The sequence below is a fragment of the Natronorubrum thiooxidans genome, assembly GCF_900156475.1.
Taxonomy (GTDB): Archaea; Halobacteriota; Halobacteria; order Halobacteriales; family Natrialbaceae; genus Natronorubrum; species Natronorubrum thiooxidans.
In genome coordinates, this window is record NZ_FTNR01000001.1 from 102,914 (window position 1) to 118,024 (window position 15,111).

15 protein-coding genes are annotated in these 15,111 nt (G+C 62.5%); 6 read left to right on the forward strand and 9 right to left on the reverse strand.

Translation table 11 applies throughout. The features are described 5' to 3' along the window. Positions 1-60: 60 nt before the first annotated feature. Positions 61-339: a hypothetical protein gene (locus tag BW940_RS00540; protein WP_076607689.1), complete on the reverse strand. Its 279-nt coding sequence runs from the start codon at positions 337-339 to the stop codon at positions 61-63. A gap of 90 nt (positions 340-429) precedes the next feature. After that, a complete protein-coding gene (locus BW940_RS00545) occupies positions 430-1,101 on the reverse strand; it encodes a class I SAM-dependent methyltransferase (RefSeq protein WP_076607690.1) in 672 nt (223 codons plus the stop codon). Between the two features lie 244 nt (positions 1,102-1,345). On the opposite strand from BW940_RS00545, the gene BW940_RS00550 reads away from it, so the two are divergent. After that, positions 1,346-1,975, forward strand: coding sequence for a phosphoribosyltransferase (locus BW940_RS00550; RefSeq protein WP_076607238.1), 630 nt, complete (start codon positions 1,346-1,348; stop codon positions 1,973-1,975). Positions 1,976-1,993: 18 nt separating this feature from the next. Here the strand turns inward: BW940_RS00550 and BW940_RS20990 are convergent, their stop codons facing one another. From BW940_RS20990 to BW940_RS00565, 5 genes are all read right to left on the reverse strand, one after another. Continuing rightward, positions 1,994-2,134 carry a rubrerythrin-like domain-containing protein gene (locus BW940_RS20990; RefSeq protein WP_143823845.1) on the reverse strand — a complete coding sequence of 47 codons (141 nt, stop codon included), beginning with the start codon at positions 2,132-2,134 and terminating at the stop codon, positions 1,994-1,996. Positions 2,135-2,235: 101 nt separating this feature from the next. Then, on the reverse strand, positions 2,236-5,127 hold the full coding sequence (locus BW940_RS00555) for a bacterio-opsin activator domain-containing protein (RefSeq protein ID WP_076607239.1): 2,892 nt from the start codon (positions 5,125-5,127) through the stop codon (positions 2,236-2,238). 162 nt (positions 5,128-5,289) lie between these two features. After that, the gene (gene msrB, locus BW940_RS00560; protein WP_076607240.1) at positions 5,290-5,709 is read right to left on the reverse strand and encodes a peptide-methionine (R)-S-oxide reductase MsrB; all 420 of its coding nucleotides are present in this window, start codon (positions 5,707-5,709) and stop codon (positions 5,290-5,292) included. Positions 5,710-5,761: 52 nt separating this feature from the next. Next, complete coding sequence (locus BW940_RS21645) at positions 5,762-5,923, reverse strand: hypothetical protein (RefSeq protein WP_173834826.1); 162 nt, start codon at positions 5,921-5,923, stop codon at positions 5,762-5,764. A gap of 73 nt (positions 5,924-5,996) precedes the next feature. Continuing rightward, positions 5,997-6,515, reverse strand: a complete 519-nt coding sequence (locus BW940_RS00565; protein WP_173834827.1) for an HTH domain-containing protein — start codon at positions 6,513-6,515, stop codon at positions 5,997-5,999. Between the two features lie 338 nt (positions 6,516-6,853). Between BW940_RS00565 and BW940_RS00570 the strand changes: the two genes are divergently transcribed. From BW940_RS00570 to BW940_RS00585, 4 genes are all read left to right on the forward strand, one after another. Continuing rightward, positions 6,854-7,924, forward strand: a complete 1,071-nt coding sequence (locus BW940_RS00570) for a hypothetical protein (protein WP_076607242.1) — start codon at positions 6,854-6,856, stop codon at positions 7,922-7,924. Between the two features lie 109 nt (positions 7,925-8,033). Continuing rightward, on the forward strand, positions 8,034-9,680 hold the full coding sequence (locus BW940_RS00575; RefSeq protein WP_076607243.1) for a bacterio-opsin activator domain-containing protein: 1,647 nt from the start codon (positions 8,034-8,036) through the stop codon (positions 9,678-9,680). A gap of 252 nt (positions 9,681-9,932) precedes the next feature. Further along, entirely contained in the window at positions 9,933-10,883 is a 951-nt protein-coding gene (locus BW940_RS00580; RefSeq protein ID WP_076607244.1) for a phytoene/squalene synthase family protein, read from the forward strand. 81 nt (positions 10,884-10,964) lie between these two features. Next, entirely contained in the window at positions 10,965-11,549 is a 585-nt protein-coding gene (locus BW940_RS00585) for a hypothetical protein (protein ID WP_076607245.1), read from the forward strand. A 64-nt stretch (positions 11,550-11,613) separates the two neighbouring features. Here the strand turns inward: BW940_RS00585 and BW940_RS00590 are convergent, their stop codons facing one another. Continuing rightward, on the reverse strand, positions 11,614-12,105 hold the full coding sequence (locus BW940_RS00590) for a hypothetical protein (protein ID WP_076607246.1): 492 nt from the start codon (positions 12,103-12,105) through the stop codon (positions 11,614-11,616). Positions 12,106-12,445: 340 nt separating this feature from the next. Between BW940_RS00590 and BW940_RS00595 the strand changes: the two genes are divergently transcribed. After that, complete coding sequence (locus BW940_RS00595) at positions 12,446-14,383, forward strand: beta-CASP ribonuclease aCPSF1 (protein WP_076607247.1); 1,938 nt, start codon at positions 12,446-12,448, stop codon at positions 14,381-14,383. A 12-nt stretch (positions 14,384-14,395) separates the two neighbouring features. Here BW940_RS00595 and bluB read toward each other — a convergent pair whose 3' ends face one another. After that, entirely contained in the window at positions 14,396-15,064 is a 669-nt protein-coding gene (gene bluB / locus BW940_RS00600; protein ID WP_076607248.1) for a 5,6-dimethylbenzimidazole synthase, read from the reverse strand. Positions 15,065-15,111: the final 47 nt, after the last annotated feature.

Sequence of the window (15,111 nt, forward strand, 5' to 3'; positions counted from 1 at the left end):
GACGAGTCGACTCGAGTCACAGACAGTGGGGTCGTCGACCGGGCCACCGGAGCGCCGGTCTTAACTGAGGATCGCTTTCCAACTCCAGCCACCGAGAATAATCACGACGAGCGCGAGGACGAAGAACGCTCCCCACTGCTGGCCTTCGGTCTCCGCGATCGGTGCGAAGACGTTGACGAGGCCAGTCCACTGCATCAACGCGAGCGCGAGTATCACCAGCGACAGTATCGAGACGACAGCGATCCCGAGCCAGTTGCGGGCCATCCACTGCCCTTCCGCTTCGGCCTCGTCTCTGGAAGTCGTGGGCGTTTCCGTCGGCTCTCGATCCGGTTCGGACATATCCTCTTCTAAAACCGTCTCTTGGGAAACGGTTCCACCTGCAGCCTCCGGGTTCGACACGAGCACGGTTCAGAAACCGACTGCGAGCCGTTAGCCGAGCACGCTGTCGCGTCGACGCCGCAACGTTCCGCGGACGAACGGCGTCGCTGGAAAGATCCCGAACTCGAGGCGTTCAATCTCGTCGACTGCGAAGGCGTCGTGGCCGACGAACCGCGGAAGCGTCTCGCGGGTGAGTTGGCAGCCACCGGCAACACGCTTCCAGAGCGGGTTGAGCAGCTGCTGGCCGGTTCCCTGCCAGCCGTCGGCGTGAACGTGCTCGAAAAACCGGAACTCACCACCTGGTTTCAACACCCGTGCAACCTCATCGACGGCGGCGTCGGGGTCCTGAACCGTACAGAAGACGACGCTGGCGAGGACGACGTCGAAACTGTCGTCGGGGTAGGGCAACGATTCGGCGCGGGCGTCTCGGAGCGTCACGTCGAGGCCGGCCTCTCGAGCGGTGCGTGCCGCCCGCGTTCGCATGTGTGGGTCCGGTTCGATGGCGTGGTATTCGAGCACCGACGGCTCCGTGTCGGCAACGAACGGAAACATATCGCCGGTGCCACAGCCCAGTTCGAGCACACGCCCCGAGAGGTTCTGTACGAGGGAGTTCCGATGGGGTGCAAGCAGGAACGCCTGTGGGAGCCAGTCGTAGAGCGTCGCAAAGAGGGGGTGGGCGATCTCGTGGTCTCGAGTCGGTGGCTGCGTGTTCGGTTCGGGCATCTGTCTCGAGTGTGGGGCAAGAGTCAGGTAACCGTTTCCCACGCGACCGTTGTCGATCCCGCGTTCCGTGACGATATTCGGAAGCGTTCGCTGAAGGCGATCCATACCACGGTTCTCGAACAGCCACAGATAGCCGTTCGGCAGGCGTCTTCCGGCTGTTTCGAACTGATGGATAACTCGATATGTCAGCCAATAGATGACACCATAAATCATAGTACGTGGTTGTCGTAGTCCGTACATGACTATGTTCGACGATCGAACCGACGCCGGCGAACAGCTCGCGGCCCATCTCGAGCGCCGCGGCCTTGAGGCCGATATCGTCCTCGGGATTCCTCGCGGTGCCTTGCCCGTTGCTCGTCCGGTCGCCGACGCGCTAGATGCCGACCTCGACGTCGTCGTCGCCAGGAAGATGGGAGCCCCGAGAAATCCCGAACTGGCGATCGGGGCCGTCGCGAGCGACGGGAGCGTCTGGCACAACGACGCCCTCATCGACCGACTCGGCGTCTCCGAAGACTACCTCGAGGAGGTCCGGACGAAAGAGGCCGAAAACGCCCGCGAGAAGGCAACTCGGTACCGTGACGGCGCTGAACTACCGAGTCTCGAGGGAAAACGCGTGGTCGTCGTCGACGACGGCGTCGCGACCGGGGCAACCGCGATGGCCTGTCTGCGGCAGGTACGGGACGCCGACGCCGCGTTCGTTGCGCTTGCAGTGCCAGTCGGTTCGCCGCGGAGTATTGACGACCTCGAGGCTGAAGCCGACGAAGTGATTGCCCTGGAGACGCCACCGTCGTTTCGTGCTGTCGGCCAGTTCTACCAGACGTTCGGGCAGGTAAGCGACGAAGAGGCGATCGACTACCTTCAGACGGAGCCGTAGGAACTGCAATACCGCCGATTATTCGATCGGTGTCTGTCGATTCCGCATATCAGCACCGCAGTTGGGACACTGTTCTGGGGCCGTCGCACGGACCACAGTTCCGCAGTCGAAACACTCGTAGGTCGATTCTTCTTTCGGGTTGAGTTTGACGTCTTTCATGGGGCGTGGGATTTCGATTGAGGAATAATAGGGATATTAGGATATGCGTGTCCGTTAGATAGCTAGCGTCGACGATTTTTGACGGTTCACTATTCAACCCCTTACGCAGTGTTTGCCGGAACATCGAGTTCCTCGAAGAGGATCGTGAACAGCTTTCGCTGCACGATCCGGATGTGACGATAGAACGCGGCCGGCGAGATCTCGAGTGTCTCGGCGATAGCTTCGCCCGAGCGCTCCCGTGGCGATTCGAAGTAGCCGCCGTAGTAGGCCAGTTGGACGACCTCGAGTTGGCGGTCGGTGAGTCGCTCGAGCAGTTCGGCCCGGAGGTCGCGAGTGGTCGTTCGATCGACGCTGCGTTTTGCGTGGAGGGCGACGTCCGAAAAGGCGTTCGAGACGACGTCGATGCTCGCTCTGGCGTCGACAGTCCGTGGGACGTCGACGACGATCCGCGTCTGCTCCGGCGTCGCCTCGACGCTGTGTAACACGACGCCGTGGTCTGCAAGCTGCAGCGCCAGAAACGGCGACGAGAGCTCGAGCAGGACCGTTCCGTTCCCGCCGGGTTCGCCACCGCTGATCACCTGTGCGCGCTCGACGGCAACGAGTTCGGCGGTCGCGTCGACGACGGCGTCCGGATCGGCGTTTTCGACCGTCGCGAACACCGCAGCACCGTCTTCGTGGAGACGGACACCGCCGTCGAACGACAGGACACAGCCGACCGTCTGTGCAAGCCGGGAAAACACGAAACTGTCGTCGACGACGTCGAACTCGATGCGCGTCCGGGAGTCGGTCAACAGCGCCTGTTTGCGTTCGACGGCGGCGATCGCGGCGGCGATCGTCTCACCGAGTTCCGCGAGGACGGCCCGCGTCACCTCGCCGAACGCGTCGGGCTGGTCGGCGTAGACGGTCAACACGCCGTAGGTGAACTCGTCGTACGCCAGCGGGACACTGGTGATCGACTGGTACTCCCGCGCGAGGGCCTCGGAGCGCCAGAGCTCGTCGTGGAGCCGATCGACGACGTTCGAGACGACGGTCACGTCACGAGTCGTTGCCGTGAGCACTGCCGGCTCGCGTCCCTCCGCAAGCGACAGTGAGACGCTGTCGAGGTAATCCTGTCCGCGTCCCGTCCCGCAGTGTGCGTTCGGGACGAGCCGTTCGTCCGTCACGTCCACAGCGCCGATCCAGGCGAACGAAAACCGCTCGTCGGAGGTGAGCCGTTCGCAGACGGCCGCTTCGATCTCCTCGCGGGTTTCCGCCCGGACGAGTGCGGCGTCGATCTCGCGGATGATCTCGTTGATCTGGTTGAGTCGGGTGAGTTCCCGGTTCCGCCGTTTGAGTTCCCTGTCACGTTCACGGAGCGTTCGCTCCCGTTCGACCCGGTCGAGCGCCGCCGTTGCCGTCGTCGCCACCAGATCGGTCAGCTCTCGAGCGACGTCGTCGAACGCGTCGGACTGCGACGAGCCGACGACGAACACGCCGTGGTCGCCGAGCGGGACGAACGCGCCGCTTCTGAGATCGGTCGTCGGATCCGAGAGCACGTCCGCGTCGTGGATATCCTCGAAAAAGCGAGACTGGCCCTCGACGAAGACCCCGCCTGCGATGCTGTCAGTGGTCGCCCGCCGCTGTGAGAGCGGCCCGTGAAGCCGTTTTAACCCTGGTGAGATCGCGGCCGGCCGAAGCACGTTCTCGTCGGTATCGAACAGGTGGGCCCCGCTCGCCTCGAGGTCGAGGATCTCGGGGGCGTCTTCGACGACGATGTCGGCGATCTCGCGGTCAGTTTCGGCGTAGAGCAGTTTTTGCGTCGTTCGGTGCAGCGCTGTCAGCGCCTCCTCTCGGTGTTTGCGTGTCGTCACGTCCCGGCAGCTATAGAGGAGCGTGCCGTCCTGAATCGAGACCTCACGGACGTTGATGAGCAGCGTGTGCTCGCGACCCGCCCGATCGGTCGCCGTACACTCGATGTTGGTCAACACGCCGTCGGCCTCGAGCACCTCGCGGTCGAACAGGTCCGACCCGAGGAGTTGGTCGATCGTCCCCATCTCGTGGATCTCCTCGTCCGTGTAGCCGAAAATGAAGTGGACGTTCGGACAGACGTAGGTAAACTCGCCTGCATCGTTCGTGATGAGGACGGTATCGGTCATGTTGTTCAGTGTTACCCGGTGCAGTTCCTCTGATTCGCGCAGTTCCTGTTCGAGGCGGACGCGCTCGGTGACGTCGCTCGCCCGTGCAAGTAGCGAGCCGACCGTTCCAGAGTCGTTGTAGACCGGCCGAATGGTCACCTCGAGCGTGTGTGGGTCGGTCGCCTCGCTGTCCTCGTCGGCGATCTGCGCTTGTGTCACTTCCCTGTGGACGACCTCGCCAGCGGCGGCCCGCTCGAGTGCCGCCTCGAGTACCGTTCGTCCCGCCTCGGCACACCGCCACCATGGGAGGTCGGCAAACGACTGCCCGCGGACAGCAGTCTCGGTCGCGTTGATCGCCTCGAGGGCGACCGCGTTGGCTCGGCGAACGCGTCCGTCGGGTGCCAGCACCCACGAATACGTCTCCGGATCATCGAAAACCGCACTGAACTGGCGCGACTGTGCGCGCCGTTCTCGTCGCTCCCGCCCTGTCTCGAGTGCGCGCTCGAGCGCTGCAATCAGGTCTGTGGCGCGTCGATCTTCGGGGACGTACTCCGTTACGCCCGCCGCGATCGCTGCACTCGCGAGCGTTTCGTCGCCATCACTGGGGGCGAGCACGACCGGACACTCCGGCTCGCGCTCGCGAACTCGCTCGAGGAGGTCGAGGCCGCGTGCGTCCGGGAGCTGGTGGAGCGACAAGATACAGTCGACTGGCCGGGCTGCGAGGATCTCGAGCGCCGTCTCGACGGTTGACGCCGTAAGCAGTTCGGCGTCGAATTCGCGCTCGGCGACAGTCGAGACTGGGTCGCCATCTTCGGCTGGGATCGTCTCGTCGGCGACGACGAGGAGATGGGTGTCGTCGACGGTCCGTGCGGAAGCCATTCGTGGTCACTCGCATTCGATAGTGATAGAATCCATCGGTTTTCCTCGCAGTTGGGACCGCCGTGAATCTCTCGAGGCGGCTGGATCACTCTCTCGACGGCGGATCGGTCGAGTCAAAATGGTCGTGCCCGTCCGCGCGCTGCGCTCGTGGACTGGTCTGCGCTACTCTGCGTCGAAATCGAGCGCGACCGAGTTGATACAGTAGCGTTTTCCGGTGGGATCGGGCCCGTCATCGAAGACGTGACCGAGGTGGCCGCCGCAGTTGCCACACAGGACCTCGGTCCGGCGCATGCCGTTACTGGTGTCGAGTCTGGTTTCGATGCGATCGTCGTCGGTATCGTAGAAACTGGGCCAACCACAGCCGGACTCGAACTTCGTCTCGGAGTCGAACAGTTCAGCACCACAGCCGGCACAGACGTAGCTCCCGTCGGCGTTGTGATCGACGAACTCGCCGCTAAAGGGTGGTTCGGTCCCGGCTTCCCGGAGGATACGGTACTCCTCATCGCTCAGTTCGGACCGCCACTCGCTGTCGGTCGGGGATTGGTCGGCGTCGGACCCGTGATCGTCCGTTTCGTGTGCCATGTGGGGGTGTTAGTGGCGAGACACCAAAGAGTCTGTCTGCGTCGCGTCACCGTTATCGACTCGTGATCACGTCTGTGCTGCCACATTCCGGACACTGTGTCATTCGTCCCAGTTTCGGGACCTCGATCCGTCCCCATGCGTCGTCACCGCCGGGGGCTTCGAATCCGCAGTTGCGACATCGTGACTGGCCGAGACTGACTGATTCGGTCACCATACACCGATATATGTCAGTCAGTCCCATAGGTGTTGTTCACGCTGTTCGTGAGTCTCACAGCGAGTGACAGACGTCAATCGGAACGAGACGACGGTGGTTCGATACGACCCCGGCCGTAGCTGGTCGTCCGGTCGCTCGGCCGGTCGACGATCACCTCATCGTTTCGATGCTCGTCGTCGACGGGTACCGATGGGTCCGTCTCGTCGTCGATGAGCGCATCGATCCGGTCAAAGACGCCGATCATGTCCTCGCCGTCGTGGCAGGGAGCCACGTGGAGGAGTTCGTCATCCTCGTCGAACTCCGCAAGGGCAACCGTCGGCAGCCGCCACACGTCGTAACACTCGCCCGTAATCGAAGAGTCGATGTGAGTCTCTCGAAAGAACGGCTCGAGCGATCGACTGGTGCGAGCCGCCCACGATTCGAACGCCTCGAGTCGCGTTTCGATCCGCTGGAGGTGTGGAATCCGCGTCGCGTGGTCCGTCTGTTCGACCTCCTTGCCCCAGACGCCAATCTCGACCGACTCGACCGGCGCGTTCGACTCGAGGTCGTCGAGTCGCTCCAGGGCGCGTTCCTGGGTCGGACCCGTGCTCATTGGGGTGAACGAACGGATCCATAGCTCGACCGTCTTCGGAGTGGTGGTGTGGTGTGACACGCTGATCTCTTTCGAGGGTGTCTACGGATGTGCACAAAAGTGTTGGTCAAGCTATCATTTCGCCTGACCTATCGCCTTGGACGGCCTGTGGCGACTATCGGTCTGTGGTGGGTGTCCCGACGGAGCGAGACATCCGTTCGCTGATCGATGGCCACTGTCGCTGAGCCAATCGAGGGTGTCCTCCGCGATATCGCGTCGAATGTCAGACCGAACGGTTGTTTTTCACGATGGTCATATGAAGGTGAACGCATTCACCGCTCGAGTCTCATCACCGGGGTATGTATCGAAGACGAGCGCTGTCCGCTGTTGGCGGATCGGTCGCCACACTCTCACTCGCTGGCTGTCTGGGCGATGACGACGATGGCTCGAGTCAGGGGACAAATACCGAGGAGGAAACGGAGAACGAGGAGGAGACAGACACTGATACCGACGATGGAAACGCGGAGACGGAGAGCGAGGAGGAGACGACCGGACAGACGGTAGACGAATCGGCGGAACTGATCGCAACAGCCGATGAGACACTCGACGAGGCCGTCGACGAATTCGAGGCGGCACTCGACGACACCGACGATCCACTGGGCGAGCGTTCGAACGCAATTGAAACGCGGCCGATCGAAGCCCGGATCGACGACGCCGAGACCAATCTGGCGGCTGCACGAGACGGGGCGACCGACGACCAACTCGAGACGATCGCGGCGCTCGAGGATGTCGTCGAGTTCCTCCGTGACTTCGTGGCTGTTTTCTCGGCGTTCGGCGACGCGATGGATGAGTTCGAGGTCTGGGAGCAGTATCTGGATCAAGAGCGGTGGGAAGACGCGGTCCGAGTGGCCGAGCGAGCGGAATCATATAACGACGACGCGATGGATAGCATGACGGTCGCACGGTCGACGTTCGACGATATCGAGACTGATGCGCTCAAAGACGTCGACGAGATTGACCGTGTCGAACTGGAGGTCACACTCGAGGAACTCGAGGACATGCTCACCGTCCTGGACGTGTTCTTCACTGGTGGGCGACAGTTTGCCGAAGCCATGATCCCCTTCGATGATGCGATCACCGCACTCGAGGCGGAACGGTTCCAGACTGCCGCTTCCGAGTTCTCGGCAGCCGATGCTGCGTTCACGAAGGCGTACCATACGTTCACCGACGCTGAAGACGACGCGCCGGCTGAGTTCCGAAGCGATCTGATCGACATGTCCTGTGAACTCGATGCGCTGAGCGATGCCGCGGCGTACTACGCGCTCGGTGCGTCCGAGTACGCAGACGGAAACTACTCGCGTGGGGACGAGTACTTCGCCGACGGCGAAGCCGCCGCAGAGCGGTGTAATCGCTCCGACGTCGCGCTCTGAGGTCGCGACGGCTCCGTCGACCGCAGGTCGATGCCCGTGAGCGGTCACCGTGACTGACCGTCGAATCACCCCGAGTTCGTTATGAGGGTCAAGCGCAAATCACCAGTCGATGGACCACCGGCACGAACTCGCCGAAGCGACACTCGAGACGCTGCCGCTCACTGTTGCCGTCATCGATGCCGATGGCGAGATCCTGCTGACGAATCAGTCCTGGCGAGCGTTCGGCTCGGACGACCACCCGACGGATCACCTCGGCGTCGACTACATCGCGACTGCCGCGATGGACGACGACGACCACGCCAGACGCGCCATCGACGGCCTCGAGGCCGTCATCGACGGCGAGCAGGAGACGTTTTCGATGGAGTACCCTTGCCACACGCCCGAACAAAAGCAGTGGTTCCTGATGCGGGCCAACCGGTTTACCGTCGATGGCGACGTCCGTGTCTCGGTCGTTCACCTCGAGATCACCGACCGCAAGCTGGCAGAACTCGCCGTCGAGGAGACGACCGCGGAACTCCGCGAGGAACATCAAGCACTCGAGCACGTCCTCGAGCGTGTCGACGGGCTGCTTCGGGACGTCATCGACGCTGCCGTCGGCGCGGCCACACGCGACGAGATCGAACGGGGCGTGTGTACACGGCTCATCGAAACCGATCCCTACGTTCTCGCCTGGATCGGCCGAACCGACGTCACGAACAACCGCCTCGCGCCCCGCGAGTGGGCGAGCACGGATGACGTCCCGCTCGAGGATGGCGACCTCGTCCTCGGCTCGGACGACAGCCATCCGGCCGTCGAGGCACTCGAGACAGGGGAGCCACAGGTTATTCACGACCTCGAGACGTTCGCGGAGGCGGACCACTGGTGGCCAGCAGGCGCTGGCACGGCGTTTCAGTCGGTCGCGGCATTCCCGTTGACCTACGGCGACGTCACGTACGGCGTGCTCGTTCTCTTTGCCTCGGAGCCGAACGCCTTCGGCGAACGGGAGCGACTCGTCCTCGAGTCACTCGCGGAGACGATCGCAACCGCGATGAACGCGATCGAGGCCCGACAGATGCTCGCAAGCGATACCGTTGTCGAACTCGAGGTCGCGGTCGAAGACCCCTCGCTGTTCGTGACGATCCTTGCCGACGACCTCGAGGCGACGATCACCTATCGGGGACTGACCTACGACAAGGATGGGGAACCGGTCGCGTTTTTCCACGCCGATCGCGCTCTCGAGAGCGTCCCCGAGGCGACCACGATCGACGGCGTGACCGACGTGACGATCCTGTCGGCATCCGACGACGGAACGCTCCTCGAGGTCGCCGTTCGCGACAGCGTCGTGACGGCGCTGTCCGAACACGGGGCATCGATCCGCCGCTTCGACGCCAGTGTCTCGGCAGGGCATACGAACCACTCGACGGCCACCGGTGCGGTGGTCGCTGATCTCACCATCGACCTTCCGAACGGCCAGTCCGCCAGGTCGGCGTATGACCTGCTCGAGGGTCGCTATGACACCGTTGAACTGATTCGCTACCACGAGACGGACCACCCCACTGAGACGCCACAGAACCTGATGGGGCGGCTGGAATCGTCGCTGACCGACCGCCAACTCACCGCGCTCCGGACGGCCTACTACGCCGATTACTTCGAGTGGCCACGGAACGTCTCGGGCGAGGATCTCGCCCAGTCGATGGATATCTCTCGCTCGACGTTTCACCAGCACCTCCGAACCGCCCAGCGAAAGTTCCTCGACGAACTGTTTGCTGGCGACTGAGTCGATCTGTAGTCGGTCGACAGGAGCCGTTCTGGCGGGCCAATTTCGATTTGCTCCCGTAATCGCGTTTGTCCACCGTCTTTGACGACCGAACACCGGTCTCTCGATGACTCACAGCCGTCTGTGGCTGTCTGCGTGAATTCATTCAGCCTGTAGCAACAGTCACAAACCCCACTAGTGAGGGGGAGGTATTTTATACGTATCTGTCGTATAAACGTCATCCCACCGCGGCCAGCGGGCACGAGGCTGAGAATGCAACAGGAACACATCAACGCAGGCAAGTCGATCCAGAAGCAGACCGGGAAGACGTTCTATCTCGCAACCAGATTCCTCCCGAAACGGGTTCGCCACGCCACGCACGTCCTCTATGCGTTCTTCCGGATCGCCGACGAGATCGTTGACGATGCAGCCGGCGTCCCCCCCGACCAACAACGGGCCGAACTCGAGTCGCTTCGCAAACAGGCCCTCGGCGAGACCGAACCGGACGGCCCGGTTCTCGTTGCGTTTAACGAACTCCGACAGGAGTACGACATCACTGCCGCCGAAATCAACGTCTTCATCGACGCGATGCAGTCGGATATCGACACCGACCGCTACGAGACGTATGCCGACCTCGAGTCGTATATGCGCGGCTCGGCCGCTGCTGTCGGCGTGATGATGACCGCGATCATGGACCCCGAAGACCGGGAGACGGCACTTCCACACGCCGTCAAACTCGGCGAAGCGTTCCAGATGTCCAACTTCCTGCGAGACGTTCGCGAGGACATCATCGAACGCGACCGGATCTACCTGCCACAAAAAACGCTTCGCACACACGGCGTCTCAGCCGAGCAGATCGAACGCCTCGAGTACTCTGAGTCGTTCGGACGGGCCATGGCTGCAGAGCTCAAGCGAACGGAGGACCTCTACCGAGAGGGCGTCGCCGGCATCCGGTATCTCCCCGAAGACTGCCAACTCCCCGTCTTACTCGCAGCCGTCCTCTATGCGGAACATCATACCATCATCCGCAATCAGCAGTACGACGTCTTGAGTACCGAGCCGTCGCTCTCGACGGCCCGAAAGCTGTGGTGTCTCGCCAAGACCCGCTGGCATTGGCACTGGAACCGCGATCCCGAGGCCGTCTTCCAGCGAGTGTCTGCCGTGCCCGCCCTCGAGACGGATCGAAGCGAACCCGGACACGGCGGTCGCGTGCCGACACAGTAACGGTCTCTGCCGTGTCGTTTCTCACGACCGTTATTGCGTGTGAGAAACGCTTATGCCCGTCCGTCCATGCGTTCGACTCGAATGACGACCGGTTACGACCGCCGCCGATTTCTCCAACTCGCGGGTACTGGCGCTGGCGCTTCACTCGCCGGCTGTACCGACCTCGAACTGCTCAACAGCGACGATGAAGCCGACTTGCTCACTGTCGCTGTCGGCCCGAGCCAAGACGAGGTCGATGAACTGATCGACGACTTCGAATCCGGTGAGATCGATCGCACAACGGCCCAACAGCGCGAACAGGAACTGTTCGAAGACGCTATTTCGACGTTCGAGAGTCGGGCCGAAGACAACCCCGATCTGACGATCGAGGAGTCGACCGAACAGATCGGGCTCTTTCGAGTCGATGCCGATGGCGCGCTTCTCATCGACGTGCTCAGAGACGGCGAAGTGAACTCGATCCACACGGCCAGCGCGTACGATCAGTTCCTCGAGCGACAGCAACAACAGCCAGCACCGCCGACAGAACCACCGGAGGACGAGACAGAAGACGACGAGTCCAGCGAGGCCGATGACGGCGAAACGAGCGATGACGCTGATGACGCCGACGAATCCGGTGCCGACGCGGGCGACGAAGACGGGACTGGCGAGACATCCGACGACCAGTAATCTGCGCGAGCGCTGGCTCCGGTCGTCGAAGCCGACTGGCCGGGCACACCACGGGTCTCGTTCGCTACCGCGGGCGGTCGATACGGAACGGGCTCTCGCGCTCGGTCCAGTCCCACCCTGGAATCCGTTCCTGAAAACCGGCCGCCAGCGCTGCCTCGCAGTCATCGATGCCGGCGTTTTCGGTTTCGTCGCCGTGGACCTGCACATCGGCGTAGTGAAAGGTCGCCTCGCCAAGCGTCCGCAGGGGCTGGGTGCCGGCGATCGTCGCCGCGAGCTCGCGGCCGAGAATCTCGTCGACAATGAAGCCGGGGTAGTCGCCCTCGACGTCGAGGTCCCGAAGAATCGCCACCATTGCGGCAACGTTGACTGCCAGATCGCCGTCGGCGAAGACGGCGTCGACTTCGTCGAGGTACTGCGCTTCGGTCACGTGGTCGACATCCGTCTCGAAGATTTCGCCGAGCTCATCGCGGACGCGATTGATTACCGGGACGACGGTCTCAGCCCGGTCTCTAACCCAGTCTCGCTCCGCCACGACGCGTTCCGGTGTCAGCTCCATATACCCCCTGTTCGTGACGGATCATCCTGATGTTTGCGAAGGCTTTTATACTACGCAAAGAGTAGCGTCGAATAAGCGGGTTCTCCCTGGAATCTTCCCGCACGAACCAGGATAACCGACCTGGGAGCGTGTTCGTCACAGCACGGAATACCACGATGATCCGGGATACTGGACGGTTATGATCACCGTTGTCTCACGATGACAGTGTCGATCAACGATCTCGATACCAGTTCGTAGCGACCGTCTCCGGGCTCTTCTCGAGTCCCAGTTCCCGATCGTTCCACTCGACTGAACATCTGCTCCTTGTCGGCGAGTTCACGCAAGCCACAATCGGCGACCTATGAGTACTGTAGAGCAGCAACTCGACGATCTGGAAGCAGAGATCACGAGCGAGTTACCGAGCGATATCTCGGTCTCCTCAGTGAAATATGAAGGCCCGGAATTGGTGGTCTATACGCGCGATCCGAAGAAGTTCGCCCAACAGGGCGATCTTGTTCGGAAACTCGCGAGCAAGCTCCGCAAGCGGATCACCATCCGTCCCGACCCGAGCGTTCTCTCACGACCCGACGAAGCTCGCGCGGAGATCATGGATGTCGTCCCCGAAGAGGCGGGCATCACGGACCTGGATTTCCACGCCGACACCGGCGAGGTCGTCATCGAGGCCGAAAAGCCCGGGATGGTCATCGGCCGTCACGGGTCGACGCTCCGTGATATTACGAAAAACGTCGGCTGGACGCCCGAAGTCGTCCGGACACCGCCGATCGAGTCCTCAACGGTCTCGAACGTCCGCAGTTACCTCAAACAGGAACGCGACGAACGCCGGGATATCTTGGAGAAGGTCGGCCGGCAGATCCACCGCGAGGAGATGTCCGACGACGAGTACGTCCGCATCACGACGCTCGGCTGTTGTCGCGAGGTCGGCCGTGCGTCATTTATCCTTTCGACGCCCGAAACACGGATTCTCGTCGACTGCGGTGACAAGCCCGGTGCAGAGGGCGAAGTGCCGTACCTCCACGCCCCCGAGGCGCTCGGTGCGGGTCCCCAGACCATCGACGCGGTCGTGCTCACTCACGCCCACCTCGACCACTCCGCGCTCATCCCACTGCTGTTCAAGTACGGGTACGACGGGCCGATCTACTGTACCGAACCCACGCGCGATATGATGGGACTGTTGACCCTCGACTACTTGGACGTCGCAGCCAAGGAAGGTCGCACGCCACCGTACGAGAGCGAACAGGTCCGCGAAGCGATCAAACACTGCATCCCGCTCGAGTACGGCGACGTCACCGACATCGCCCCCGACGTCAAACTCACGTTCCACAACGCGGGCCACATTCTCGGTTCGGCCGTCTCACACTTCCACATCGGTGACGGCCTCTACAACGTCGCCTTTTCCGGTGACATTCACTACGACGACACGCGCCTGTTCAACGGTGCCGTCAACGACTTCCCGCGCGTCGAAACGCTGGTCCTCGAGTCGACCTACGGCGGTCGCAACGACTACCAGACCGACCAGCAGGATTCCGAGGAGAAACTCAAGGAAGTCATCAACGAAACCTACGACCGGGGCGGCAAGGTTGTCATCCCCGCCTTCGCGGTGGGTCGCTCCCAGGAGATCATGCTCGTCATCGAGGAGGCGATGCGCAACGGCGACATTCCCGAGATGCCGGTCCATCTCGACGGGATGATCTGGGAGGCGACGGCGATCCACACGACCTATCCCGAGTACCTGCGCGACGACCTCCGCGATCGGATCTTCCACGACGATGAGAACCCCTTCCTCGCCGAGGAGTTCAACCACATCGACGCCGGCGAGGAGGAACGCCAGGACGTCGCCGACGGCGATCCCTGTATCATCCTCTCGACCTCGGGGATGGTCACCGGCGGCCCGATCATGTCCTGGCTCGGTCACCTCGGTCCCGATCCGGACTCGACGCTCGTCTTCGTCGGCTACCAGGCCCAGGGAACCCTCGGCCGCCGCATCCAGAACGGCTGGGACGAGATCCCGACCAGCGAGGTCGGTGCGATGGGTAACAACGGCGGCGGCCGTGGCACCCTCTCGCTGAACATGAACGTCGAAACCGTCGATGGCTTCTCCGGCCACGCCGACCGCGCCGGCCTCGAGAACTTCGTCAAAACGATGAATCCACGCCCCGAGAAGGTCCTCTGTGTCCACGGCGACGAACGCTCGACACAGGATCTCTCCTCGGCGCTGTATCACGACTACAACATCCGGACGTTCGCGCCGAAGAACTTGGAGACGTTCCGGTTCCTCTGACGACGCGACCGGTCACTCGGTTTCGGCTGCCGCCGTCGACTCCCAGCGGCCCTCGTGGACGAGCGCGTCGATGTCCATGCGCTCGCGCCACCCTTTCTGCTGGAGGACAGGCTCGTCGGGGAAGCCGTCTTCGGGGTACCCCAGACAGAGGTACGCGATCGGTTTGACGTGGGGCGGAATGTCGAGTACCTCCTGGACCTCGTAGGGGTAGAGCACGCTCACCCAGCCGACACCGACGCCTTCCGCGCGAGCGGCCAGCCAGAGGTTCTGGACTGCTAGACACGTCGAGTAGACGTCGGTGCGCTTCATCGAACTCCGGCCGAGAACGTGGGGTGCACCCCGCGTCGGATCACAGGTCACGCAGATGTTGACCGGCGACTCACGGATCCCCTCGAGTTTCAACGCGGCGTACTCCGATCGCGTCGGCTCCTCATAGCCCTCTCGAGCGGCCGCGATGGCGCGGTCGGCAATCTCGGCGATCTCGGTTTTCGTCTCGTCGTTCCGAATGACGATCAGGTCCCAGGGCTGTGAGAAGCCGACGCTTGGGGCGTGGTGGGCCGCCTGAATGAGGCGCTCGAGGATATCCTCGGGGAGCGCCTCGTCTCGAAACCGGCGGATATCCCGACGTGCGTAGATGGTCTTGTAGACTGCGTCTCGCTCGTCGTCGGTGAATGAAACCATTGTTTCAGCCGATAAAGCAGAGTTGCATAAAGACAGTGATCGGGTGC